Source organism: Arthrobacter sp. MP_M4 (genome assembly GCF_035984855.1).
Taxonomy (GTDB): domain Bacteria; phylum Actinomycetota; class Actinomycetes; order Actinomycetales; family Micrococcaceae; genus Arthrobacter.
This window is the reverse complement of sequence record NZ_JAXCHX010000037.1, coordinates 1-24,924: the sequence shown is the minus strand read 5'-3', so window position 1 is coordinate 24,924 and position 24,924 is coordinate 1. Positions and strand designations below refer to the sequence as shown.

The window sequence follows — 24,924 nt, the reverse complement described above, 5'->3', positions numbered from 1 at the left end:
TCCACCGCGTCCACGCACTCCCAGCCCAAAACCGGCCCGTCCTTCACCCTCACATCACACCACGAGGCACCGACAAAATTCGGTCCAACCGCAACCAGGGCGCCGTTGAGGACGGAAGCCGGGGCAAGAGTGCAGTCCCCGAGGCAGAGCGCCAACTTCCGCGCATCCCGGCTCAGTAGAACTAGGCTTCGAGGTCCCGGCGCCGCCAGCCAACATAGCCCAGCGCCGTCAGAGCGGCTGCGGCCACGGTGAGGGCCATCAGCACCGCAGCATCGCCAGTGTCCACCGGGAGCAACGGGGAATGCCTGAACGGAGAGAGGTCCATCAGCCATTGCGGCGCATTCCACAGCACGCCGAACTCTCCGAGGGCGACGAAGGCCAGGAGGATACCCCAAACTGCCCCGGCCAACCGGGGCGCCCAGCCGAACACCACCAAAGCCAGGCTGGTCACCACCCACGCAGCCGGAACCTGAGCAAGAGCGGCCGCGGTGCTGCGACCCACCACTTCAGGGTCGCTAACGGCGACGGCAGCGCCAACTCCGATCGAGACTCCCGCCAGCAGAAGCAACAGGGCGACCCCGCCCAAGGCGAGGGTGAAGTGGCTGCTGGCCCAGCGGATGCGCGTGGTGGCAGTGCCCAGCAACGCCTCCGTGTGTCCCGCCGTCTCTTCGCTACGCAAATGGTTGGCGGCGGACACCCCATAGCCCGCTGCCAGCAACCCCATCACGCTGATCTCCGCGGCCAGGAAGGCGTCCCTCAGGGCCTGAGGTCCACCGAGCAGCTTGATCACGTCCTGGGCGTTCGGTGAACTCAGCAGCTCCGCTACGTTGCTGACCAGGGAACCGATCACGACGCCGAATACCAGGAACGCCATGGCCCACGCCACGAGCACGCGGTACTGCAGCCGCACCGCAAGGTCCCAGACGCTTGAGAGGGAACCGACTGCCGGCCCGGGACGTTCCGCACGGAGACCGGACCCAAGATCGCGCCGGGCGCGGAGCGCGAACGCTGCCGGGATCAGCGCCAAGGACAAGCAGACCGGCAGCACCAGCACCCACCACTGATCTCCGGCAAACGCCCGGATCTGCTGGTTCCAGCCGATGGGCGACACCCACGAGAGCGCGGAGGGTCCAGGCTCAGCGAGGTCTCCGACGGCGCGCAGCGCGTAGGTGATGGCCACAAAGCCGATACTGATCCCCGTCGCGGCCCGTGCACTGGCCGTCAGCTGTGCGGCGAGACCGGCGACGGCACTGAAGGCCATTCCCGTGGCAGCCCATCCCAGGCCGAAAGCCACGGATCCGGCGGCCGGCAATCCGCCGGCGGCCAGCGCTGCGGCGCAGAGCAGCCCGAGCAGGACGTTGGCGGCGAGACCAATGGTGAGGGCGGCCGCCAGCGGCGCGTCACGGCCCAGCCGCCCGCCGCCGAGCAGTTCCAGGCGTCCGCTTTCCTCGTCGCCGCGGGTGTGCCGGATGATGAGGACGGCCATGAGGACGGCAAGGATCGCGGTCATGAAAGCGGTGTATTTGATCAGCGACAGGGCCCCGATCGAGGAGGGATCGTAGATTCGTCCGAACATGGCCACCATCGAGGCAGTCGCATTGAGGGCGGTGGCCGCCTCGACCCGGCTCGTCACATCCGGGTAGAGCTCGGTGCCGGCCAGCGCCGTCGAGTACGTGACCAGGGCAAAGCCGACGATCCAGACCGGCAGCATCCAGCGGTCCCGCCGCAGTCCGAGCCGGATCAGGACGCCGGTTCCAGCGAAAGTCTCAGGCATGGCCGGCCCGCCGCCGGCCCGGCTCCCGGTTGGTGGTCCGGGAACCCGGCCCGCCGGAGGAAGCACCGATGGCTGCAGCCGGAATCCCGGCGGTGATATCTCCGTAGTGACGCAGGAAGAGGTCCTCGAGCGTCGGCGGCTGGCTGGTGAGCGAGGTCAGTCCCGCCGTCGCCAGTGCCTGCATCAGGTGGGTCAGCCCGGCGGGCTCCACCTGGGCGCTCACCCGGTGGTTGGAGAGAACGACGTCGTGGACGCCGGGCAGGAGGTCCAGGCCCGCAGGCACCACGACGACGTCCGCGGTCACCGACGTACGGGTCAGATGCCGGAGCTGCTCCAACGGGCCGGTCTCCACGACCCGCCCGGCGCGGATGATGCTGACCCGGTCCGACAGCGCCTCGGCTTCACTGAGGATATGGCTGCTCAGGATCACCGTGCGGCCCTGCCCGCGCAGTTCGCGGATGCAGCCGCGGAACGCGTCCTCCATCAGCGGGTCCAGCCCGCTGGTTGGCTCGTCCAGCAGGAAGAGTTCAGCGTCGGTGGCCAGCGCGGCAACCAGGGCAACTTTCTGCCGGTTTCCCTTGGAATACGTGCGGGCCTTCTTCCTGGGATCCAGCTCGAACACCGCCAGGAGCCGCTCCCTGCGTGCGCGGTCCTGGCCGCCCTGCAGCCGGCCCAGCAGGTCGATCACTTCGCCGCCCGTCAGGTTGGGCCAAAGAGCCACGTCGCCCGGGACGTAGGCCAGCCGGCGGTGCAGCCGCGCGACGTCGTGCCAAGGGTCCATCCCGAGCACCCGGATGCTACCCCCGTCGGAGCGCAGAAGGCCAAGAAGGAGCCGCAAAGTGGTGGACTTGCCCGACCCGTTGGGGCCAAGGAAACCGTGCACCTCGCCGGCATTCACCTCAAAATCCAGTCCGTCCAAGGCCGTCACTGTTCCGAAGCGCTTCACGACGCCGGTCATTTCCACCACGCTGCCCATAGACAACAAGGTACGCCGGAAAGACGGACGCGGCCCCCTGCGGAAAGTCCCGATCCAGGGGCCGCCACTTCCGGTTAGCGGCCGATCGTTGGCTGTGATTGAGTTGTTCCATGCCATTTCGCTGGTCCGGCCGGGACACCCAGACGCTTTCCGCTGTGGCGATGAGCGCCCTTCTTCTCACCAGCGCCGCCAAGCACTTCGACGATCCGGCGTTCTTCGGCCCCGTTGTTCCGGAGTACCTGTGCCGGGATGACACCGCCGGACAGACCAACAGCCCCTTCGCCGTGCTGTCCCGGGAGGAATGGGTGGCGCTCAGCGGGCTGCTGGAGGCGGCCGCCGCCGTCGGCCTCTTGATTCCCGCCACCCGCCGGGCCACGGCAGGTGGCGTCACGGCGATGTTCGCCCTTTTCCTCGCCGGCCACCTCGACGCCCTGCGCAAGGCGTACGGTCCGGCGGGGACGCCCGGGCAGCGTCGCGTCCACACGCTGAGGCTCCCGCTGCAGGCCCCGCTCATCGCCTGGGCCTGGAGTCTGCGGCGTCCGACGCCGGCTTCGCCATTCCGGCGGAAACCCGCCCGGTAGTGCGGCTTCTGACGTCCCCGGCAGTGCGGGTGGGACTCTCCATCAGCATCGCCACGGGACTTTACGGTGTGTCCTTCGGTGCGCTGTCCGTTACCTCCGGACTCGACTTCTGGCAGACCATGGCGCTGAGCCTGCTGCTGTTTAGCGGCGGATCGCAGTTCGCGTTCATCGGCGTGGTGGCAGGGGGCGGTTCCGGCATTGCTGCGATGGGGGCCGCCACTTTGCTTGGGATGCGCAACGGGATTTACGGAATGCAGATCAACGCCCTGCTGCAGCCCCGGGGCTGGCTGCGGTTCGCGGCAGCCCACGTCACCATTGACGAGTCAACGGCCACAAGCACCGGGCAGACGGATCCGCTTGAGCAGAAACGCGGCTTCTGGACCGCGGGACTGGGCATCTTCATTCTGTGGAACCTGTTCACCGCTGTGGGTGCTCTGGCCGGAGGGGCCCTGGGGGACCCCAAGCAGTGGGGTCTCGACGGCGCCGCCGTGGCCGCGTTCCTGGGCTTGCTCTGGCCGCGGCTCAAGGGCCGCGAACCCGTGGCGATCGCGGTGGTCTGCGCCGTGGCTACCGTGCTGGCCGTGCCCTTCGTACCCGCCGGCGTACCGATCCTGGTCGCCGCGGTGGTGGCGGCGGCAATCGGCTGGTTCAGCCGGGGCCGCAGCGACGAAGGATTGGAGCCGGACGTCGACCCGTACGCCGAACACCCACACTCGCGTCCGGCCGGGGATGCGTCATGAACCTCTGGCTGTGGCTGCTGCTCTCCTGCCTGCTGGCATACGCCTGGAAGCTGCTGGGCTACCTGGTCCCGGCCAGCGTGCTCCGGGACCCCCGGATGTCCCGGATCGCCGGGACCATGACCATTGGCTTGCTCGCGTCCCTGACGATCGTAAATACAGCGGCCTCGGGCCAGCTGCTTGTGCTGGACGCCCGGCTGGGGGCGCTGGCCGCGGCCGGCGTTGCCTTGGCGTTCCGGGCACCGTTCCTTGTGGTGGTCCTCGCGGGAGCCGGTGCGGCAGCCGTACTCAGGCTGCTCGGCTGGAGCTAGCGGCCCTGCCGCGGGCAGGCGGTCCCAGCCGGAGGGGGCCGCTGTTCTAACCCAGCACGGAGTCGAACGCTGTGCCCGGCAGGGGCGCCTGCGGAGGCAGGGGCCGGTGCGGACGCTCCGTGCGGATTGCATCCTCGACCAGAGCCACCGGGCGGCGCCAGGCATCCGAACCCGCCTCCATCGTGTCCACCACACCGATCAGCATGGCCAGCAGGCGGATCAGGTCCGTCATGGAAATGTCACTGCGCAGGGTCCCCTGACCCTGACCGCGGCCCAGGAGGACGGCCACGGATTCGATTAAGTCACCCGTGATGCCGGTAAGCAGGCCGCGCCGGCCGGCGACGGCCCCCAAAAGATTGGCTTCCTCGCTGGCCACGCCCATCAAAGCGTCAATGACGAGGAAAAGTCCGTCTGCAGCATCGGGCCCCGCCAGCGCCTCTGCGATGACGGGATCAACCAGCAGCCCGAGCTGGCGGTGCAGCGCCGCGAGGACAAGTTCTTCCTTGTCGGCGAAGTTTCGAAACAACGTGGCGGGGCCGACTCCTGCCGTCTCCGCGATGGTCTGCAGCGGGACATCCGGCCCTCGCTCCCGGTAGCACAGGCGGGCGGCGGTAATTATTTTGTCCACATTCCGCGCAGCATCGGCGCGGAGCGGCCTGCGGTCTGCTACCCGGTTCATTCGCTTAGGGTAGCAACGCTAAGGCGGGGTGGGGAGGTTACTTACGGGTAGTGATTAATGTGACGGATCCCCGGCCACTCCCGGCGGCCGTCCGGACGGGAGGCGGGAAGTTTCCGGGCCCGGTTCCCGGCTGCGGCACCCGTCGCACGTGAAAGACTGGGGCCATGTTGCTAGCATTTTCAGTTGCCCCTTCCGGCCGGCCAACGCGCCCCGCCGATGGCCCATCCGCCGATGACGTATCTGCCGGCTCTGCCGCGATTCCGGCGGACGAGGCTTCCGTCCACGACGCTGTTGCCGAGGCAGTGCGGATCGTCCGGGAGTCCGGCCTGCCAAACCACACCGACTCAATGTTCACCACCATCGAGGGGGAGTGGGATGAAGTCTTCGCCGTGGTGAAGCGCGCCACCGAGGCTGTGGGCCGCTACGGCAGCAGGGTCTCACTGGTGATCAAGGCGGACATCCGGCCTGGTTTCGCCGGGGAACTTACCGGAAAGCTGGACCGGCTGGAACACGCACTCGGAAACTCCGCGGATCCGGCAACAGGCTAGGACCCGGCCGCCCCGAACGGCCCACGCCCTACCGCCCGGATGGCCCAAATGGAAGACTGGGCAGATGATCGAGCATCAGCCCTCCGCCCGCTGGACCGCCGTCGAGAACTTCCTGTCCGACGTTGTGGTCCGGCCGGACAACTCGCTGAAGCACGCCGTCGCCGCCGCCCTCGAGGCCGGCATGCCTGCCATCGAAGTCGCCCCCAACGCCGGGAAACTGCTGAAGCTGCTGGTCCAACTCTCCGGTGCCCGCCGCGTGCTGGAGATTGGAACGCTGGCCGGCTTCAGCACACTCTGGATGGCCCAGGGGCTGCCCGACGGCGGCCGGCTGCTCACGTGCGAATACCTCCCGCACCACGCCGACGTGGCCCGGGCCAATGTCGACGCCGCCGGGCTGGGACACCTCGTGGAAATCCGGGTGGGGGCCGCGCTGGAGACCCTGCAGGCACTCGCTGCCGAAGATGCGGAGCCCTTCGACTTTGTCTTCATCGACGCGGATAAGGAAAACAACCCGTACTACCTCGAATGGGCCATCCGCCTCGGCAGGCCCGGCACCGCCGTTGTGATGGACAACGTGGTCTGGGAGGGCGCCGTCCTGGATCCGAGTATGGATTCCCTCAACGCCCCGGGCATCATCAGCGCGCTGCACATGCTCGGAGAGGACCCGAGGCTGGATGGCACCGTTATCCAGACCGTGGGGTCCAAGGGCTGGGACGGCTTCGCACTGGCGCGGGTCCTGTAGCCCCGGCCGGCGCCGCTCCGCACACCGCCGCCCGGCCCCGCCGACCGCCGGAATGCCCCAGGTGCTAAGTGTGCTTTGATTTAGGGGACGGCCCGCACGTACTGCGCAGTAACCCAGCTCGCAGGAGCGGACGCCCGCGGGACCAAGACCCTTCGAAAAGAACAGGCCCCCATGAACCGGACCCCCGAGTCGCCACGGCCCGCCGCCGTGAGGATCAGTTCAGCGCCGGAACAACTGGCCGGCCTCACCCCCCTGCTGGAGACAGCCCGCGCCGCCGTCGGCGATGTGCCGGCGTTGTTGCAGCTGGCAAAAACCGCGGCGGAAGAAGCGCCGAAGCCGGGTCAGGGCCGGACAGCTTATCTGTGGGAGATTCTGGCGTCTGTGACTGCCGTCGATGTCGCTGCCGGCCGTGCCATCGAACCCCATCTTGACGCTACAGCGATCCTCGCCCAGGCCAGCCAGGCAGTGCCGAACGTCCAGGACCATCCCACCTTTAACGGGCACACCTTCGCCGGAGCCTGGGGAGTGTTCGCCGCCGAAGCCGCGGGCCTTCGGCTCCACGCCACGACGGCGGACGGTTCGTTCCTGCTGCACGGCGCCAAGCCCTGGTGCTCCCTGGCACCCGAGCTTGACCACGCGGTGGTGACAGCCCATCTGGACGACGGCGGCCGGGCTGCCTTCGCCGTCGACCTCCACGCCCCCGGGGTCAGCTTCGACGACCCCCTGTGGACCAGCCACGGACTGCGGGAAATTCCCAGCGGCACGGTGCACTTCGACGCCGTGCCGGCCATGCCGTTGGGCGACGCCGGCTGGTATTACCGCAGGCCCGGCTTCGCGTGGGGCGGCATGGGCGTGGCGGCCTGCTGGCTGGGCGGGGCGGTGGCTGTGGCCCGAGGATTCAAGGCTGCCCTGCTCACGGCTGCCGCCGGCGGCCGGGACCCGGACCAGCTCGCGCTGGCCTCCCTCGGCGAGATCGACCGCACTCTCACGGCCCTGAGCGGATACCTGGCCTGGACCGCCGGCAGAATCGATGCCGGCGAACTTTCCGATACCGGCGCCTGGAGCGAGGCGCTCCGAATCCGCGGGAACGTGGCCTCCGCCGTCGAACGCATTCAGGCTCTGGTCAGCCAAAACCTCGGGCCGGCCCCGCTCGCCTTCGACCCCGTCTACGGGAAGCGCATGGCCGACCTGTCGCTGTACATCCGCCAGCACCACGGGATGCGCGACGACGCGCAGCTCGGAGCCCTTACGCTCAAAGGAGACCACCCGTGGTGAAGTTCACCCATCAGGACACGGGAACCGGTGAGGATGCCTGGGCAGCCAGCCCACTGGCCGCGCTTCCGGAGCTGCCGCTTGATCCGGAGGAGCTCGCCGGCCAGGCCTTCATCGTCCTGGCCGCGCATCCGGACGATGAGTCCCTGGGAGCCGGCGGGCTGATGGCCCGGTTGCGAGGACTCGGCGCCCGGGTCACGGTGCTGTTGTGCACAGCCGGGGAGGCCTCCCACCCGGACTCACCCACCACAACGCCGGAACAGCTCGCCGGCGTACGGCTCCAGGAATTTGAGGGCGCACTCGGACACCTGCTGGCGGATCCGGAGTGGCGTTTCCTCTCCCTGCCAGACGGCAAACTCGCCGAACACCTGCCCGCGGTCCGCGACGCACTGCAGCACGCCCTCGCCGACGCGGCGGCCGGCTCCGGGCTTCCAGCGGAATGCATCACCCTCGTGGCCCCCTACCGGCACGACGGCCACACCGACCACGAGGCGCTGGGAGCCGCTGCCGCCGAGGCGGCTGCCGCCGGCGGCCACGGACTGCTCGAATATCCCATCTGGTACTGGCTCTGGGCGGACGCCGCGGACCCGGCCTGGCAGTCCTGGCTGCGGCTGCCGCTGGACCCGGCGGACCAGCGGGCCAAGGCAGCAGCGATGGCCGAGCACGCCTCCCAAGTCCGCCCCCTGTCCGGGCAGCCCGGGGACGAAGTGCTGCTCCCGCCAGATTTCCTGGCACATTTCGACCGGTCGTTTGAGACGTTCGCCTGGCAGCGCCCCGCCGCTGGCGGCAGTTCCTACGCGGCCGCCGACGCGGAACGCGTTTTCGACGCCGTCCACACCGGAACCGACGACCCCTGGCATTACACCACCAGCTGGTACGAGCAGCGCAAACGCACCTTGACCCTCGCAGCCCTGCCCGGCGAGAGCTACGCGGCAGGACTGGAGATCGGCTGCTCCATCGGGACGCTCAGCGCGGACCTCGCGCCACGCTGCACCACTTTTCTGGCCGTCGATGCGAGCAGCGAGGCGCTGGCCCGCGCCGCCCGGCGCCTCGAGCACCTGCCTGCCGCCCGGACACGCCACCTGACCGTGCCGCGGGACTGGCCGGACGGGCGTTTCGACCTGATTGTCATCTCCGAGGTGGGCTACTACCTTGCGCCAGATGAGCTCGCCGAACTGCTGGCACGGGTTGAAGCCGCCCTCCTGCCCGGCGGAACCCTGGCTCTGTGCCACTGGCGCCATCCCGTCACCGGGTGGGAGCTCGACGGCGACGCCGTGCACGCCGCCGCCCGCCGCCAACTCGGCTGGGCCGACGCCGGACTGTACCGGGAACGCGACTTCATCCTCGAGATCCTGACGGCGCCGGAGTCCGTCAACCCTCGGCCGGGTACGGGCGCTGTTCCGGTCCCGGGAAAGTAAGCGTATGTCCGCCGCCGTCCTGCCCCTGCCGCGCGGGCACGCCATCGAGCGGGTCGCCGTCGTCATGCCCGCCCACAACGAGGACGAGCACCTCGGCCGCGCCCTGCTGGCCGTCCAGCGCGCCGCCGACGCCCTGCACCGGCGCCGCCCCGACGTAGAGGTCGAGGTCATCGTGGTCCTGGACAGCTGCACCGACGGATCCGCGGGCATCACGGCCGGCTACACATCGGCGGACCGGCGCTTCAGGGCCCTCGAGGTGCGCTTCCGCAACGCCGGTGCCAGCCGAGCCGCCGGCATCCGGGCCGCAGGGATCGGAACGTCCCGGCGTCGGCCGCCCGGCAAACGGTGGACGCCGCCGCCGTGGGCAGGACGCACGTGGCTGGCCAATACCGACGCTGATTCGCAGGTCCCGGATAACTGGCTCGTCCGCCAACTGGAATTTGCAGAGGCTGGAGCCGACGCCGTCCTGGGCTCGGTGCAACCGGACCCTGCCGGTATGGATCCGGAGCTGCTGCGGCGCTGGCTGGAACGCCACCCCTTTGAGGAGGACCATCCGCACATTTACGGCGCCAACTTCGGGGTCAGAGCCTCCGCCTACCTCGCCGCCGGGGGCTTCCCAAAACTTGCTTCGCACGAGGACCGGACCCTGGTGCAAAGCCTTCGAAGCCGCGGGTTCACCGTGACAGCCACCGATAGCGTGCGCGTGCTGACCTCGGGCCGGATCCAGGCCAGGGCACCGCACGGTTTCGGCTCCTACCTCCGCACGCTGGGACGGCACTCCCCGCCCGCGGCCGGCTAACGCAGAGTCTCCTTGACGCCGGTGGTCCTGCTCGCCACCAGCATCTACGAGTCCATGCCGACTGTAGGTCTCGCCCAAGCGACCGCGATAGTGCCCGTCGGGCCGGAAACCGGCACGCGCGGGACCTTCTGTCAGGCCCGGGCTGAAGCCACGCCCAGATGACGCAGCGGCTTCCCCATCCCGGCGTGACCTTTGGCCCTAACCACCCGGCACGGCAGGGGCGCACCCTCGATCCATGAGCTACCTGTCCCGGGCCGGTCGGTCTACAGCATTGCGCTTATACGGCCCCGGGAAACCATGACGCCGGAGGCTCCGGCCGAAGGGACCGGCGCCGGGACGTTGCCGGGCGTGGCCGGACTGAGCTCCTCCGAGGCGGCCCGCAGACTCGCTCAGGCCGGGGCGAACAAGCTGCCGGAGACCAGCGCAGTACCCGCCTGGCGGAGGCTGCTGGCGGAATTGACCCACTTCTTCGCCGTGCTGCTGTGGTGTGCCTCAGTGCTGGCCTACGTGGCAGGCATGCCGCAGTTGGCCATCGCAATCGCCGTCGTGATCCTTGTCAACGGGGTGTTCGCCTACATCCAGCAGGAGCGGGCGCAGCATGCCGCGGCAAAACTCCGTGAGCTGCTCCCTGCAATGGTTTCAGTCCGCCGGGACGGCCGGATTCTCAAGGTCCACACCACCGAGCTGGTGCCGGGCGACGCCGTGGTTCTGGTTGCCGGCGACCGGGTCCCGGCGGATCTTCGGCTGGCGGTGGCAGCGGGTTGTTCGGTGGACGAATCGATGCTCACCGGCGAAAGCGAGGCGCTCGCCAAGGTGCCGGGGAACACTGTTTTTGGTGGGACCTTCCTGGTCAACGGCCAGGCGGAGGGCGTGGTCGCAACCACGGGCGCGAACACCCGGCTCGCCGAAATTGCGGCCCTGACGGGAAAGGTCGAGGCGCCCCCAAGCCCCCTGGCCCGGGAACTGCAGCGAATCGTCCGCATCACCGCGGTCATGGCGTTGAGCATCGGTGTCCTGTTCTTTGTGCTCTCCCTCCTGGTCGGGATCTCCTGGCGGGACGCCTTCCTGTTTGCCATCGGCGTCATGGTGGCGCTGGTGCCGGAGGGCCTGCTACCCACAGTCACGCTGTCCCTGGCCGTCGGGGCGCAGCGCATGGCGCAGCGCAACGCGCTGGTCCGGAACCTGGAAGCGGTAGAAACACTGGGCTCCACCACATTTATCTGCACGGACAAGACCGGCACGCTCACCCAGAACCGGATGAACGCCGTCGAGGTGTGGACTCCGGCAGGGGTGCTTAGCGTCATCGGGTCCGGGTACGGGCCGGAGGCAGAGGTCAGCGGGACGGGCGCCGGGGAGGCCCGCCATCTCAGTACCGCCGCGCTGGCAGCGTCCGTGGGCCGCGCGGTGCTCCACAACGGGCAGTGGGAGGCCGAGGGGGACCCCATGGAAGCCGCCATCGATGCTCTCGCCACCCGGCTGGCAGCCGCCGGGCCGCACCGCGATGAACCCGCGGTATCGCACCGCTTCGCTTTTGATCCCCGGCGGCTGCGGGAATCAGCGATCGTCGGGACCACGCTGTACGTCAAAGGCGCCCCGGAGTCAGTCATTCCACTGTGCGGAGACGGTGCCGGCCCCGTCTTGCAGATGGTCGATCAGATGGCCTCGCACGGTCTCAGGGTCCTGGCTGTGGCACAGCGGAGCCTGCCCGGCCTGCCCGGCGCCAACTTCGAACTGGAAGAAGCGGAGCGCGGGTTGACGCTGCTGGGGTTGATCGGCCTGCATGATCCGCCCCGCGCCGAGGTCCGCGTCGCGCTTGAGGCGGCCCGCGAAGCCGGCATCAAAGTGGCCATGGTCACCGGCGACCATGCTTTCACTGCTGCCGCCATCGCCCGGGAAACCGGGCTGATCGGAACGCCGGAGCTGGTCCTGGAAGGACACAACCTGCCCGAGGACGACGCCGTCCTGACTGCATTGCTGGACCGCGACGGCGTGGTGGTCAGCCGGGTCACTCCGGAACAAAAACTGCGGGTGGCCCGTCTGCTCCAGCGCCGGGGCCACGTGGTGGCGATGACCGGCGACGGCGTCAACGACGGCCCCGCCCTCCAACAGGCCGACATCGGCGTTGCCATGGGGCGCAGCGGCACGGACGTGGCCCGCGAAGCGGCGGACCTGGTGCTGCTCGATGACGACTTCGCGACCATCATCGCCGCCGTGGAACAAGGCCGCGCCACCTACGCGAACATCCGGCGCTTCCTGACCTACCACCTGACGGACAACGTCGCCGAGCTCACCCCGTTCGTGATCTGGGCACTCTCCGGTGGCCGCTTCCCACTGGCACTGAGCGTGCTGCAGATTCTGGCCCTCGACATCGGCACCGATCTGCTCCCAGCCCTGGCACTCGGCAGCGAGGCCCCGAGCAAGGGAACGCTCAAACGTCCGCCGGAGCGCAGGCACCTGATGGACCGGGCCCTGCTCTTGCGCGTGTTTGGGCTGCTGGGCCCGGTGGAGGCCGTGTTTGAGATGACGGCGTACACGGCCGTGCTGCTCGGCGCCGGCTGGGTGCCGGGGGCGGAGCTGCCGGCGGCTGATGTGTTGATGGCCGCCTCCGGTGCCGCGTTCACCACCGTGGTCCTGGCCCAGCTCGCCAACGCGTTCGCCTGCCGCAGTGCCACCACGCCGCCGTGGCGGCTTGGCTGGTTCAGCAACCGGCTGCTGATCTGGGCTGTGCTGGCAGAGCTGGGGCTCCTGGCGGTTTTCCTGTTCCTTGGACCGCTGGCCGCCCTGCTGGGCCACGCCCCGCCGTCGCCCGGTGGCTTGGCCGTGGCGCTCGCCGCCATACCGGGCGTGCTCCTCGCAGATTGGCTCTACAAAACGGTCCGCCATCACCGGGCAGGAAAGGCCGTTCCGGCCACCGGGGTCGAAAGCCTCTGACACCGGACCGGCCTGCCACCACACGATGGGTCCATGGCTGAATCCCCGGTGCTGTGGTTTGAAGAAATTGGCATGGACGATGTCCCTCAGGTGGGCGGCAAGAACGCCTCCCTCGGCGAACTCATCCAGTCGCTCAAAACCAAGGGGGTGCGCGTTCCGGACGGGTTCGCCACCACCGCGGATGCTTACCGAAGGTTCATCGACGCCAACGGGATCGAGCCAGCGATGCGCGCGCGGATCCTGTCCTACCGCAACGGCGAAGCCTCCCTGCGGGCCACGGGGGAAGCCATCCGGGAACTGTTCCTGGACAGTGAGTTTCCCGAGGACATCGCTGAATCCATCCGCTCGCATTACCGGGACCTGGGCACGCGCGCCGGACTGGACCGGCTCTCCGTTGCGGTCCGCAGCAGCGCCACCGCCGAGGACCTGCCGGACGCAAGCTTCGCCGGGCAGCAGGAAACGTTCCTCAACATTGCCGGCGAACGGGAACTCCTGGACGCTTGCCGGAGGTGCTACGCCTCGCTGTTCACCGACCGGGCCATCAGCTACCGCGAGGTCAAAGGCTTTGACCACCTCGACGTTGCGCTCTCGATCGGGGTGCAGCGCATGGTGCGCTCCGACGTCGGCGCCTCCGGCGTGATGTTCTCCATCGATACGGATTCAGGCTTCCCGCGCGTGGCAGTAGTCAGCGCAGCCTGGGGGCTCGGCGAAACCGTGGTCCAGGGCACCATCAACCCGGACAAGTACCTGGTGTTCAAGCCTCTCCTGGCGGAGGCGGAGTTCGCTCCCATCATCGAAAAGACCCTCGGTTCCAAAGACCGGAAAATGGTCTACAGCCTGGGCGGCCACGCACGCACCAAAATGGTGGACACCTCGGACGCGGAACGCCGCGCATTCGTCCTGTCCGACGCCGAGATCCTCGCCCTGGCCCGCTGGGCCGTGAGCGTGGAGGAGCATTACGCCCGGCCAATGGACATGGAGTGGGCCCGGGACGGCGTTTCCGGAGAACTGTTCATGGTCCAAGCGCGGCCGGAGACCGTCCAGTCGCAAAAGACCGGGTCCCGGTTCACCCTCCATCATCTCCTCGAAACGGGGACGGTGCTGGCGCGTGGAGCCGCGATCGGCGACTCCATCGCCCAAGGCACGGCGTGCGTGATCCGGAGCGCCGCGGACATCGAAAAATTCCGCGACGGCGCCATCCTGGTCACCGAAATGACGGACCCCGACTGGGTTCCGATCATGAAACGGGCGGCCGGCATCGTGACTGACCGCGGCGGACCGACGAGCCACGCCGCGATCGTGAGCCGCGAACTCGGCGTGCCCGCCGTCGTGGGCACCGGCAACGCAACCACCGTCCTGGCCGAAGACGTGCCCGTGACCATCTCCTGCGCCGAGGGCGACGAAGGCCGGGTGTACGCGGGCAGCCTCGCCTACAAAACCGAGGACGTGGACTTGGGGGAACTGCCGGAGACGCGCACCAAAGTCATGGTCAACATCGCCAGCCCCGCGGCCGCGTTCCAATGGTGGCGGCTGCCGGCCGACGGCGTCGGGCTGGCCCGGATGGAGTTCATCATCAGTGCCTTGATCCGGGTCCACCCGATGGCACTGGTTCATCCCGGGAAGGTCACCGACCCGCAGGAAGCGGCGCAAATCCGTGCCCTGACCAGCGGCTTCGAGGACCCGAAGGACTACTTCGTGGACGCGCTCGCCCTCGGCATCGCCAAGATCGCCGCGCCGCACCATCCTCGGCCCGTAATTGTCCGGCTCAGTGACTTCAAAACCAACGAGTACGCGCATCTGATCGGCGGTTCCGCCTTCGAAGAACCGGAGGAAAACCCCATGCTCGGCTTCCGCGGCGCGTCCCGCTACTACGACGAGCGGTACCGCGAGGGATTCGCACTGGAGTGCGCGGCCCTCAAACGCGTCCGGGAAAAGCTCGGGTTTGGGAACATCATCGTGATGGTTCCGTTCTGCCGCACTCCGGAGGAGGCGGACAAGGTGCTGGCCGTCATGGCAGCAAACGGCCTGGTCCGGGGCCAGAACGGTCTGCAAATCTACATGATGTGCGAGATTCCCTCCAACGTGGTCCTCGCCGAAAAGTTTGCCACCCGCTTCGACGGCTTCTCGATCGGCTCCAACGACCTCACCCAGCTGGTCCTAGGCGTGGACCGGGATTCGGCGCAGCTGGCGGCGCTGTTCGACGAACGCGACGAAGCTGTCGAAGTGATGATCAGCGAAGCGATCCGGAAGGCGCACGCGGCCGGGATCAAGATCGGCATCTGCGGCCAGGGCCCCAGCAACCACCCGGAATTCGCGGCGTTCCTGGTCAGCGAGGGCATTGATTCGATCTCCCTGAACCCGGACAGCTACCTCAGGACCGTTCCGCGGATCGCGGAAGCCGAGAAACTGGCGACTTCCCCGTAGATCCGCCGGGTTCCTGCCCCGCTGCCATGGTTGCGGAGCTGCTCTTGCCGGCGCCGTTCTTGCCGGCGCTGAGCGCCCGCAGCGCATTGAGGATCGTGGCCAGGTCCACCAGCTCCTGGGACAGGGCGCCGGCGATGGCGGGGACGTAACCCGCCGCGGCCGCAACCATCAGCGCCACGCTCAGCGCGATGCCGATCCAGATGCTTTGCAGAGCAACCTTGATGGTGCGCTGGCCGATCCGCACGGCGGAAGCCACTTTGGACAAGTCATCGAGGATGATGACGACGTCGGCCGACTCGCCCGCCGCCGTCGAGCCGCGCGCGCCCATCGCAATGCCGACGTCGGCGACGGCCAGGACGGGGGCGTCGTTGACGCCGTCGCCGACCATCAGGACGGGACGGAGCGGCAGCGAACGGACAGCTTCGACCTTGTCAGCTGGCATGCACTCGGCACGGACATCGGTCAGCCCGGCTTCGGCCGCGATGTGCTCTGCAGTGGCAAGCGCGTCGCCGGTCAGCATCACCGTCTCGGTGACGCCAAGGCCCTGGAGTTCGGCCAAGGTGCGGCGGGTCTCCCTGCGGATGGGGTCGCTCATCACCAGGGCGCCGGCGAATTCCCCGGCCACGCCGACGTAGATGGCGAGTTCGCCGCTGGCAAGCTCCATCTCCACCACGCCGGGGGCTGATTCCGCCACGAAGTTGGGCTTGCCGACCACCACGTCGCGGCCGTCGAAGCGCGCCCGGACGCCGTGGGTGGCGAACTCGGTTGCTTCCGTCGCAGTCTCGAAGACCAGCCCGCGGCTCCGCGCGGCGTCCATGACGGAAGCGGCGAGCACATGGGAGGAATACTGCTCGGCTGAGGCTGCCAGCCCCAGCACACCGTCTTCGGTGAAGGACCCCGCCGTGCGGACGGCCACCAAGGCCGGGCGGCCGTAGGTCAGGGTGCCGGTCTTGTCGAAGGCGGCGGTCTTGATCCGGCTCAGTTGCTCCAGGACGCCGGCATACTTGACGATGATGCCACCCCGCGCAGCGCGGCTCATGCCGCCCAGGAATGCCACCGGGGCGGCAATCAGCAGGGGGCACGGTGTGGCCACCACCAGCACTTCGGCGAACCGCGCCGGGCTGCCGCTGACGATCCAGCCGATCGCGCCGAGGAGGTAGGCGAGGGCGGTGAACGGCACGGCATACCGGTCCGCGAGCCGCACCATGGGTGCTTTGCTGTCCGCCGCCTCCTTGACCAGGGCGACGATGCGGCTGTACTGCGAATCCTCCATCCGGGTGGTGACCTGCATCCGGACTGCGGCTTCGCCGTTGAGGGAGCCGCTCATGAGCCCGTCGCCGGCCACCCGTTCCACCGGAAGGCTCTCGCCGGTGAGGGAGGACTCATCGAAGCTGCCCGCGTTCGACAGCAGGATCCCGTCCAGCGGCACCACTTCACCGGGCCTGACCAGCAGGATGTCACCAATCTGGACGTCAGTGGCCGCAATATCCTCGTGCTGGCCACCAGCGTGGTTGTCACCGTCGGCGGTATCGGCTGGACTGGTTCCGGCGGCGGAGGTTCCGTTGCGCTCCCGGTGCGCCGTCTGCGGGACGCGCTCCAGCAAGGAAGTCAGTTCCTTCTTGGCGCGGCCGGCCGCATAGTCCTCGAGGGCCGTGCCCCCGGCCATCATCAGGACGATGATCATGGAGGCAATGAACTCGCCCACCAGAACAGTACTGACGATGGCGGTCACGGCCAGGATGTCGATGCCCCACTGGCCGCCCATCAGCCGGCGGACCATGCCCACCGCCAGATAGGCCGCCACAGCAAGGGCATAGATGCTGGCCGTTATCTGCGCAATCAGCGGCTGCCCGGACACGAGCAGCAGGAGTACCGCGAGCAGGGCACCGACAGTGCCGGCAACAAGCGGATACCGGAGCAAAGTTTTCACGGCAATCCTGCCTCAGCATTCGCGTTGGAATTAGGCGTCGTCCTCTTTGCATCCTACTGCCCACCCCGCCGGCGAGGCGCTGTGCAGACGCAGATTAGGCTGGAGCGGGGCAAAGCCGTGACCACCCAAACGGTCCGGGCGGACCAAGCCCCGCGCAGCGGGAGCGCTCCGCGCAGCGGGACAGTACCAGGAGGAAATGCCATGGAAAGCAGTGCAGAGAACGTCGAGACCAGAACTGCCCTGGTGGTGGGAGCCAGCGGAATTGCCGGATCCGCCCTGGTTGAGAAGTTGGCGGACGAGGGTTGGGACGTGCTTGCGCTGTCCCGCAGCGGCGTCCGGCGCAGCGGCGTCCGCCAGGTGGGTGCCGACCTCAATTCCGTCGAGAGCCTGCGTTCAGCCCTGGCGGGCGAGCGGCCGAGCCATGTGTTCTACACCGCGTGGTCACGGATGAACACGGAACAGGAAAACATCGACACCAACGCGGCTATGCTGCGGAACCTGCTCGTCAGCCTCAGCGGCCATCCGGTGCAACACGTGGCCCTCATGACCGGGCTCAAGCACTACCTCGGCCCGTTCGAAGCCTATGCGGCAGGGGAGATGCCCGATACCCCTTTCCGGGAAAGCGAACCGAGGCTGCCGACGCCCAACTTCTATTACGCCCAGGAAGACGAGTTGTGGGCTGCCGCCGAGAAGCAGGGCTTCGGCTGGTCCGTTCACCGTGCACACACGGTGATCGGACATGCCGTTGGCAACGCCATGAATATGGGCCTCACACTCGCCGTCCAGGCATCCATTTGCCGGGAACTCGGTCAGCCGTTTATCTTCCCCGGCTCCGAGACGCAGTGGGACAGCCTGACGGACATGACCGACAGCGGGCTGCTGGCCGAACACATGATCTGGGCGGCCACCGCCGACGGAGTGGCCGGCCAGGCCTACAACATCGTCAACGGCGACGTTTTCCGCTGGCGGCGCATGTGGCCTGCGCTGGCCGCCTATTTTGGGGTGGAAGCCGTGGGATACGAAGGCCGGCCGCGCCCACTGGAACAGCAGATGCTCGGCAAGGAGGGCCTCTGGGCAGAGCTCGCCGCCCGCCACGGGCTGACCGAACCCGATCTGGCGCGGGTGGCGTCCTGGTGGCATACGGACGGCGACCTTGGGCGGAACCTCGAAGTGGTCACGGACATGAGCAAGAGCCGCCTCGCGGGATTCACCGGATACCGGCGGACGGAAGACGCCTTCCTGCGGTTGTTCGACCGCTTTCAGGCCGACCGCCTGATTCCGGCCACACCCCAGGGCCCGCGGGCCCTTCAGCCCTAGTCTGGCGGCGGCGGGTGGTGCCACAGTGAAGCATGTGGTCCCTTTTCTCGGGCCGGCGCCGATGGCTGGCGGCCGCGATTGCCGTCCTGCTGCTGGCCGCCGCCGTGGTGCTGGGCGTCGTGCTGACGGCGGTGCCGCCGTCGGCCGTTCCTGCACCGTCACCAGCATCTTCGGCCCCGTCCGGCGCGACGGCCAGCGCGACTCCCGGCCCGTCCGAGAGTCCGACGACGGGTTCCACGCCGTCGGACAGTACCGTCCCCAGCGCCACGGTTCCGGCCGTGCCCGCTCCGGTGCCCACCGTCCCTGCCCCTGAACCACCGGCCCCTAAACCACCGGCGCCTACCGTCCCGGCGCCGGAACCACCGGCGCCCACTGTCCCGGCGCCTCAACCCCCGGCGCCGTTCCCCGCCGCGCTCGCCGGCCGCGACCTCGAGGTAATCCCGGGGGCAGGTCCGGTGGTGGCGCTGACGTTCGACGCCGGAGCCAATTCGGCGGGCTTGCCGAGCATCCTCCAAACCCTGGCCGCCGCTGGTGTGCGCGGCACGTTTTTCCTCACCGGGAATTGGGCCGTCGCCAACCCGGCAGGAGTGGCGGCTATCGTGGCTGGCGGCCATCGGGTGGGGAACCACTCGATGACCCACCCGGGCTTCACCGGACTCTCCGACGCCGCCATCGGAAACCAACTGGCCCGGGCGCAGCAGGCCATCCAGGCCGGCGGAGTGGACCCTCGGCCCCTATTCCGCTTTCCCCTCGGCGACCGTGACGCCCGGACCATCGCCACGGTCAATGCCAACGGTTACCTGCCCGTCCGCTGGACCGTGGACACCCTCGGCTGGAAGGGCAGCAGTGGCGGGATCACGGAGCGAATCGTGGCGGACCGTGCGCTTGCCCGGCTCCAGCCAGGGGAGATCGTGCTGATGCATATCGGCTCCAACCCCGACGACGGGACCACCCTTGACGCCGATGCCCTGCCCGGGATTATCCAACGGATCCGCCAGGCCGGTTACGGCTTCACCACCCTCAACGCGCTGCTGCGCTGATGGCCGACAGGGAAGTCCGGGACTAACCGGACATTGCGGTGGGCGGCCACTGTCGCGGTGGCCGGATGCCTGATACGACTAAGGCATGACGGAGTCGCCCACCCTTGCCGCAGCCCTGGCACCTGTGGATGCCGTGATCTTTGACCTCGACGGCGTGGTCACGGACACGGTGGAGCTTCGCGCAGCGGCTTGGCAGCAAGTCTTCGACGAAGCCCTCCAGGACCCGAGGCTTCCCGCCGGGACCCGCCGGGAACCGTTCAGCACTGACGACTACCGGAACCTGGTTGCGGGCCGGACCTGGGAAGATGCGGTCACCACCTTTCTCGGCTCCCGCGGCGGAGCCATTCCCGGGGGCTCACCGGCGGACGGCTCCGGGGACTGGACCGCGTTCGGCCTCGCGGCCCGCTACAACGACGTGTTCGAAAAACTCCTGAGCAACAACCCGGTCCGGGCTTTTCCCGGCACCACTGACCTCCTCGGCCGGCTGAAAGCAGGCGGGATACCGGTGGTTCTTGCCACTTCGGCCCGCAATGCCGGCGCACTGCTGTCCGCCGCGGGACTTGGGAACACCTTCGACCACATCATCGACGGGCAGACGGCCCTGGACCGCAACGTCGCCGGAAAACCGGCCCCCGCCCTGCCGCTGGAAGCGGTGCGCCGGCTTGGGATCCCGCCGGCCCGGGCGATGGTCATCGAGGAATCGGTAACCGGCGTGCAGGCGGGCCGGCGAGGGGGCTTCGGACTGGTTGTCGGAATCGACCGGGCCGGCCGCAGGGACCTGCTGGAGGGCGCGGGTGCCAGCATCATCGTCGAGGATGTCAGCCAGCTGGACATCGGGCTCGTCCTCACCCACCCATGGCTGCTGGTCTATGAGGGCTTTGACCCGGCGCACGAGGGCCACCGCGAGGCCCTCACCACCCTCGGCAACGGGTACCTCGCCACCCGTGGCGCCGCCCCCGAACACCGCGCCGGCGCGGTGCATTACCCCGGCAGCTATCTCGCCGGCGTCTACAACAGCCTGCGCAGCGAGGTGGCTGGCCAGGAAACCGTCGATGAGCACATGGTCAACATCCCCGACTGGCTGCCCTTGGACCTCCGGATCGGTGATGGTGCGTGGTGGTCCGAGGGCGGGCTCACCCTGCGCAGCGAGCGGCGCACCCTTGACCTCAAATGCGCAGTACTCACCCGCGAAGCGCTGCTGGAGGACGCCGTCGGCCGGCAACTCCGGCTGGTGCAGCGCCGCCTCGTGTCCATGGCCACGCCAAACCTCGCCGCACTGGAAACGGTCATCACAGCTGTCGGCTGGGAGGGCGGCGTCAGCGTCCGCAGCGGCTGCGACACTGACGTTACCAACTCCAACGTCCCCGAGGACGCGGCGCTGTCCAACCGGCATGTGGGATCCGTCAGGGTGGCCGCAGCCGGGCCCGGCCCCGGGACCGCCACCCTCACCGTGGAAGCCAGGACTGTAACCAGCGGAATCGGGATCGCCCTGGCGCTCCGGACCGACGTCTCCGGTGGCTCCGGACCGGCCGGGGCCGCGGTCACCGAAGAGCTGGGCGGGCTGCACACGCACCGCTTCGAGCTTTCCGTCGCTGCCGGGGAGCCGGTGACGATTCTCAAGACGGTGGCCGTGGCCTCCTCCCGCGACCACGCCATCGCCGCGCCGCTGACCGCCGTCAAGGATGTTCTCGCCCGCGCGCCGGAGGGTTTTGCCGCGTTGCTGTCCGAGCACCAGGCCGCCTGGGCGATCCTGCTCGCCCCCTTCGTCATCGAGCTCGACGACGGCTCGCAGGCGCAACTCATCCTGAACCTGCACGTATTTCATCTGCTGCAGACGCTCACCACGCACACCGCAGAACTGGATGCGGGCGTACCGGCCCGCGGATTACACGGAGAGGGGTACCGGGGACACGTTTTCTGGGACGAACTCTTCGTTCTCCCGCTGCTGAACTCCAGGCTGCCTTCCGTCGCACGGGAGCTGGTCGACTACCGGTGGCGGCGGCTCGGTGCGGCGCGCGCGGCGGCCCGGGCCGCGGGCCTGAAAGGGGCGATGTTCCCATGGCAAAGCGGCAGCGACGGCACCGAACAGACGCCCGGACTGCTGTTCAACAGTCGGTCCGGGCACTGGATGCAGGACCATTCCCGGCTCCAGCGGCATGTCGGACTGGCTGTCGCCTACAACGCGTGGCAGTACTTCGAGGCCACCCAGGACCGCGGGTGGTTGACCGAGCACGGTGCCGAAATCATCGTCGACGTCGCCCGGTTCTTCGCGTCCATGGCGGAGTTAGACCAGGCCGGTGACCGTTTCCACCTCCGCGGCGTCATGGGCCCGGACGAGTACCACACCGGTGACCCGGGCGACCCTGGCGGGGGCCTGGACGACAACGCGTACACCAACATCATGGCGGCCTGGGTGTTCGATCAGGCCGTGTGGATCATGCATTCCGTCCGGGGGTTCGATATGGACGAACTGCGTGTCCGGCTGCTGGTCACTGTCGATGAGATCAAGGCCTGGGAACACCTCAGCCGCCGCATGTACGTTCCCTTCCACGACGACGGCGTCATCAGCCAGTTCGAGGGTTACAGTGCCCTGCGGGAGCTTGACTGGAAGCACTACCGTCGCACCTACGGGCTTATCGAACGGCTGGATCTGATCCTGGAGGCGGAAGGGGACAGCACCAATCACTACCGGCTCGCCAAACAGGCTGACGTCCTGATGCTGCTGTACGTTTTGGGCGAGGACCAGCTCATCGAATTCCTGGCCCGGATGGGTTACGCCGTCACGCCCGCCCAGATGGCTGCCACGGTGGATTTCTATCTGGCCAGGACAGCGCACGGCTCAACGCTCAGCCGGGTGGCGCACGCGTCGGTTCTGGCGCAGCGGGATCCCGAGCGGGCGTGGGCGGTGTTTCGTGAGGCCCTGGACGCAGACCTGGACGACACCCAGGGTGGAACCACCAGTGCCGGTATCCATTTGGGCGCCATGGCCGGGACGATCGACGTGGTCCAGCGCAGCTTTGCCGGGCTGCGGATTACCCGCGATGCCCTCGACTTCGCGCCGCGGCTGCCCGTCGAACTCAGCCGCGTGCATTTCCAGGTCCGCTACCGGGATCAGATGCTTGCCGTCCAGCTGGAACGCGACCGTCTGTCGGTATCGGCCGCGCCCGGCGACGCCGCCCCCGTGCTGGTGCGCGTCGGAACCAAGCGGGTGCTGCTCCGGGCCGGCGAAGAGCACGTATTCCTGCGGGAGAACGACTGACTCCGGAGAGCCCAAGCTCCAGCTACAGCGCCTCCATCCGGAGTACTGCTGCGCCGGTCACCCGGTCCTCTGCCAAGTCCAGCAGGGCCTGGTCTGCGGCGGCGAACGGATAGGACACCGTGGTGGGATGCAACGGGATCTCCGCCGCAATGCGGAAGAACTCCTCGCCATCGGCCCGTGTGTTGGCGGTGACACTGCGCAGCTGGCGTTCCTGGAACAGCTCCGTGGCGTAGTTCAGCGGCGGGATGTCACTCAAGTGAATGCCGGCCACCGCCAGGATGCCGCCCCGGTCCAGGGCGCGCAAGGCGACGGGGACCAGACCGCCTGCCGGAGCGAAGAGGATTGCCGAGTCCAGCGGGTCCGGCGGTGACTCCTCGGCGCCGCCGGCAAAAGTCGCTCCCAGCTCAAGGGCCAGGCGGCGTGCTTCCTCTGACCGGGTCATCACGTAGACGCGCGCGCCCTGGAAAAGGGCCATCTGCGCTGCCAGGTGCGCGGAGCCGCCGAAGCCGTAGATGCCCAGCCGGCCGCCGATGGGCAGCCCGGCACGGCAGAGCGCCCGGTAGCCGATGATCCCCGCGCATAGCAGGGGCGCGGCTTCCTCGTCCGAGAAGCGGGTGGGGAGTCGGTAGGCGAAGGCCTCGGCCACGGTGACGAGTTCGGCATAGCCGCCGTCGCGGTCCCAGCCGGTGAACACGGGGGAGAGGCAGAGGTTCTCCTCTCCCCGCAGGCAAAAGCGGCAGAGTCCGCAGGTCCCGCCGAGCCAGGCTACGCCTACCCGGTCGCCCGGGGAGAACCGCGTGGCACGGTCCCCGCAGCGGAGAACTTCGCCCACGACTTCGTGGCCGGGAATCACGCCGGGGCGCCGCGGGGCGAGGTCGCCCTCCGCCAGGTGCAGGTCCGTGCGGCAGACTCCGCAGACCCGGACCCGAAGCAGTACCTCCGTGGGGCCGGGGAGGGGATCGGGGCACTCGGCCGCCACCAAGGGGCCGCTTCTGATCGGCCCCGGCCGTTCTACCCGCCAGGCTCGCACGGGCGTCCTCCTCTGCTAGAACCTCCAGCTCCCCTCTGAAGGCGGTGTCTGGTGGAGCGCGGTCAGCGCGTAATCAGGACGTTGCAGCGCGCTTTGTTGAGGACGGCTGTGACCGTATTTCCTGGTCCGCCCTCTCGATTGTGGGTTCCGACTACCAGAACCTCCGCGTCGGCGGCGGCCGCCAGCAGCTCCTTGGATGCCGAGTGGCCCTCCCGCAGGATGCCGGAGACCGGCAGCTCCGGCGCCAGGGTTTGAACTTCCTCCAGTGCGTGGTCCAGCAGTTCCTGTCCGTGCAATGGCGCATGCCGACCGTGCCTTGCCCGGGACGTCCCGCGGGTCTGGTCGATGTGGATGAGCCGCAAAGGATTTCCCAGCACTCCGGCGAGTTGGGCGGCACCGGCCAGTGCTGCCGGGGTCCGGGAAGTCCCGTCGATGCCGACGACCACCGGCGCCCCGGCGTCGCCGGAATTCCGCGGGCGGCGGATGACCATCAACGGGCACGGGGACGAGCCAGCCAGATCGAGACAGACCGAACCCGCGAGCTGCCCTAATACGCCGCCGATCCCACGGCTGCTGACCACCAGGAGACGGGCATCCCGGGCAGCTTTGCGCAGGACGGGAGCCGGAAGTCCCGCTTCCAGGACGCTCTCGACGCCGGGACCGCCCGAACCGCGGGCATTTGGAAAGGAGCGGCGGGCCAGGTCCACGCCGGCCGCGAGGATTGCCTCTCCCGAGTGCCGCAGGCCGCTACCCTCGACGCCCTTAACGGGGCCCAGGTTCTTGGTGAACACAGGCCACACCCAGGCGTGGACCACGCGGAGCCGGTACTGCGCGGCCACCGCGTACTCCGCGGCCCACTGGACGGCCTCCTGGGCTGCCTCAGACCCGTCGTATCCCACCGCGACCGTGGTGGGCGCGTGCCCTGCGGCGGGTGTCGTCATGCGTCCTCCCCGTCAGCCGTGTCCGCCTCGGGCGGTTGCTTCGCCCCAGTAGAACTCCATCGGCCGGGAAGGGCTAGGGGCTTTGGTCCCGCGGGGTGGAACTGTCCGCCGCGTCCGCGGCGTCTGTGGTGGTGTGGTGTTCGCGGAGTTCGCGGCCTTGGGTGATGTCTTGTTCTTCTTTTTCCTGGAGTTTGTCGCTTTTTTTGGTGTCGCGG

The 24,924-nt window shown here is 68.6% G+C and carries 19 protein-coding genes; 13 read left to right on the top strand and 6 right to left on the bottom strand.

The window, feature by feature from the left end:
• Nucleotides 1-181: 181 nt before the first annotated feature.
• Nucleotides 182-1,774, bottom strand: coding sequence for an ABC transporter permease (locus RCH15_RS17990; protein ID WP_326962020.1), 1,593 nt, complete (start codon nt 1,772-1,774; stop codon nt 182-184).
• A complete protein-coding gene (locus RCH15_RS17985; protein ID WP_326962019.1) occupies nt 1,767-2,750 on the bottom strand; it encodes an ABC transporter ATP-binding protein in 984 nt (327 codons plus the stop codon). The genes RCH15_RS17990 and RCH15_RS17985 overlap by 8 nt, the downstream gene beginning before the upstream one ends.
• A 110-nt stretch (nt 2,751-2,860) precedes the next feature.
• On the opposite strand from RCH15_RS17985, the gene RCH15_RS17980 reads away from it, so the two are divergent.
• From RCH15_RS17980 to RCH15_RS17970, 3 genes are read left to right on the top strand one after another with little or no spacing between them, the layout of a single operon-like run.
• Nucleotides 2,861-3,331 (top strand): DoxX family protein, encoded by a 471-nt coding sequence (locus RCH15_RS17980; RefSeq protein WP_326962018.1) that lies wholly within the window; start codon nt 2,861-2,863, stop codon nt 3,329-3,331.
• On the top strand, nt 3,331-4,071 hold the full coding sequence (locus RCH15_RS17975) for an AzlC family ABC transporter permease (RefSeq protein WP_326962017.1): 741 nt from the start codon (nt 3,331-3,333) through the stop codon (nt 4,069-4,071). Before RCH15_RS17980 ends, RCH15_RS17975 begins: the two co-directional genes overlap by 1 nt.
• The gene (locus RCH15_RS17970; protein ID WP_326962016.1) at nt 4,068-4,379 is read left to right on the top strand and encodes an AzlD domain-containing protein; all 312 of its coding nucleotides are present in this window, start codon (nt 4,068-4,070) and stop codon (nt 4,377-4,379) included. The genes RCH15_RS17975 and RCH15_RS17970 overlap by 4 nt, the downstream gene beginning before the upstream one ends.
• Nucleotides 4,380-4,425: 46 nt before the next feature.
• On the opposite strand, the gene RCH15_RS17965 is transcribed toward RCH15_RS17970, so the two are convergent.
• Nucleotides 4,426-5,058, bottom strand: coding sequence for a TetR/AcrR family transcriptional regulator (locus RCH15_RS17965; protein ID WP_326962015.1), 633 nt, complete (start codon nt 5,056-5,058; stop codon nt 4,426-4,428).
• 164 nt (nt 5,059-5,222) lie between these two features.
• Between RCH15_RS17965 and RCH15_RS17960 the strand changes: the two genes are divergently transcribed.
• The 7 genes from RCH15_RS17960 to ppsA all read left to right on the top strand — a co-directional run bounded on the left by RCH15_RS17960 (nt 5,223) and on the right by ppsA (nt 15,192).
• Nucleotides 5,223-5,606, top strand: coding sequence for a thiamine-binding protein (locus tag RCH15_RS17960; RefSeq protein WP_326962014.1), 384 nt, complete (start codon nt 5,223-5,225; stop codon nt 5,604-5,606).
• A 64-nt stretch (nt 5,607-5,670) separates the two neighbouring features.
• Nucleotides 5,671-6,348 (top strand): O-methyltransferase, encoded by a 678-nt coding sequence (locus tag RCH15_RS17955; protein WP_326962013.1) that lies wholly within the window; start codon nt 5,671-5,673, stop codon nt 6,346-6,348.
• A gap of 171 nt (nt 6,349-6,519) precedes the next feature.
• Nucleotides 6,520-7,623 (top strand): acyl-CoA dehydrogenase family protein, encoded by a 1,104-nt coding sequence (locus RCH15_RS17950; protein WP_326962012.1) that lies wholly within the window; start codon nt 6,520-6,522, stop codon nt 7,621-7,623.
• A complete protein-coding gene (locus RCH15_RS17945) occupies nt 7,617-9,038 on the top strand; it encodes a bifunctional PIG-L family deacetylase/class I SAM-dependent methyltransferase (protein ID WP_326962011.1) in 1,422 nt (473 codons plus the stop codon). The genes RCH15_RS17950 and RCH15_RS17945 overlap by 7 nt, the downstream gene beginning before the upstream one ends.
• A 4-nt stretch (nt 9,039-9,042) precedes the next feature.
• Nucleotides 9,043-9,837 (top strand): glycosyltransferase, encoded by a 795-nt coding sequence (locus tag RCH15_RS17940; RefSeq protein WP_326962010.1) that lies wholly within the window; start codon nt 9,043-9,045, stop codon nt 9,835-9,837.
• Nucleotides 9,838-10,134: 297 nt separating this feature from the next.
• Nucleotides 10,135-12,768 (top strand): cation-translocating P-type ATPase, encoded by a 2,634-nt coding sequence (locus RCH15_RS17935; RefSeq protein ID WP_326962009.1) that lies wholly within the window; start codon nt 10,135-10,137, stop codon nt 12,766-12,768.
• A 33-nt stretch (nt 12,769-12,801) separates the two neighbouring features.
• Entirely contained in the window at nt 12,802-15,192 is a 2,391-nt protein-coding gene (gene ppsA / locus RCH15_RS17930; protein WP_326962008.1) for a phosphoenolpyruvate synthase, read from the top strand.
• Here ppsA and RCH15_RS17925 read toward each other — a convergent pair.
• Nucleotides 15,140-17,122, bottom strand: a complete 1,983-nt coding sequence (locus RCH15_RS17925; protein WP_326962007.1) for a heavy metal translocating P-type ATPase — start codon at nt 17,120-17,122, stop codon at nt 15,140-15,142. The genes ppsA and RCH15_RS17925 overlap by 53 nt on opposite strands.
• Before the next feature lie 201 nt (nt 17,123-17,323).
• On the opposite strand from RCH15_RS17925, the gene RCH15_RS17920 reads away from it, so the two are divergent.
• The 3 genes from RCH15_RS17920 to RCH15_RS17910 all read left to right on the top strand — a co-directional run bounded on the left by RCH15_RS17920 (nt 17,324) and on the right by RCH15_RS17910 (nt 22,738).
• Entirely contained in the window at nt 17,324-18,439 is a 1,116-nt protein-coding gene (locus tag RCH15_RS17920; protein ID WP_326962006.1) for an SDR family oxidoreductase, read from the top strand.
• 32 nt (nt 18,440-18,471) lie between these two features.
• The gene (locus RCH15_RS17915; protein WP_326962005.1) at nt 18,472-19,479 is read left to right on the top strand and encodes a polysaccharide deacetylase family protein; all 1,008 of its coding nucleotides are present in this window, start codon (nt 18,472-18,474) and stop codon (nt 19,477-19,479) included.
• A gap of 85 nt (nt 19,480-19,564) precedes the next feature.
• A complete protein-coding gene (locus tag RCH15_RS17910) occupies nt 19,565-22,738 on the top strand; it encodes an HAD family hydrolase (protein ID WP_326962004.1) in 3,174 nt (1,057 codons plus the stop codon).
• Between the two features lie 22 nt (nt 22,739-22,760).
• Here RCH15_RS17910 and RCH15_RS17905 read toward each other — a convergent pair whose 3' ends face one another.
• Both RCH15_RS17905 and RCH15_RS17900 read right to left on the bottom strand, forming a co-directional pair.
• Complete coding sequence (locus tag RCH15_RS17905) at nt 22,761-23,768, bottom strand: zinc-dependent alcohol dehydrogenase family protein (protein ID WP_326962003.1); 1,008 nt, start codon at nt 23,766-23,768, stop codon at nt 22,761-22,763.
• 62 nt (nt 23,769-23,830) lie between these two features.
• Entirely contained in the window at nt 23,831-24,709 is an 879-nt protein-coding gene (locus RCH15_RS17900; protein WP_326962002.1) for a universal stress protein, read from the bottom strand.
• Between the last annotated feature and the right edge of the window lie 215 nt (nt 24,710-24,924).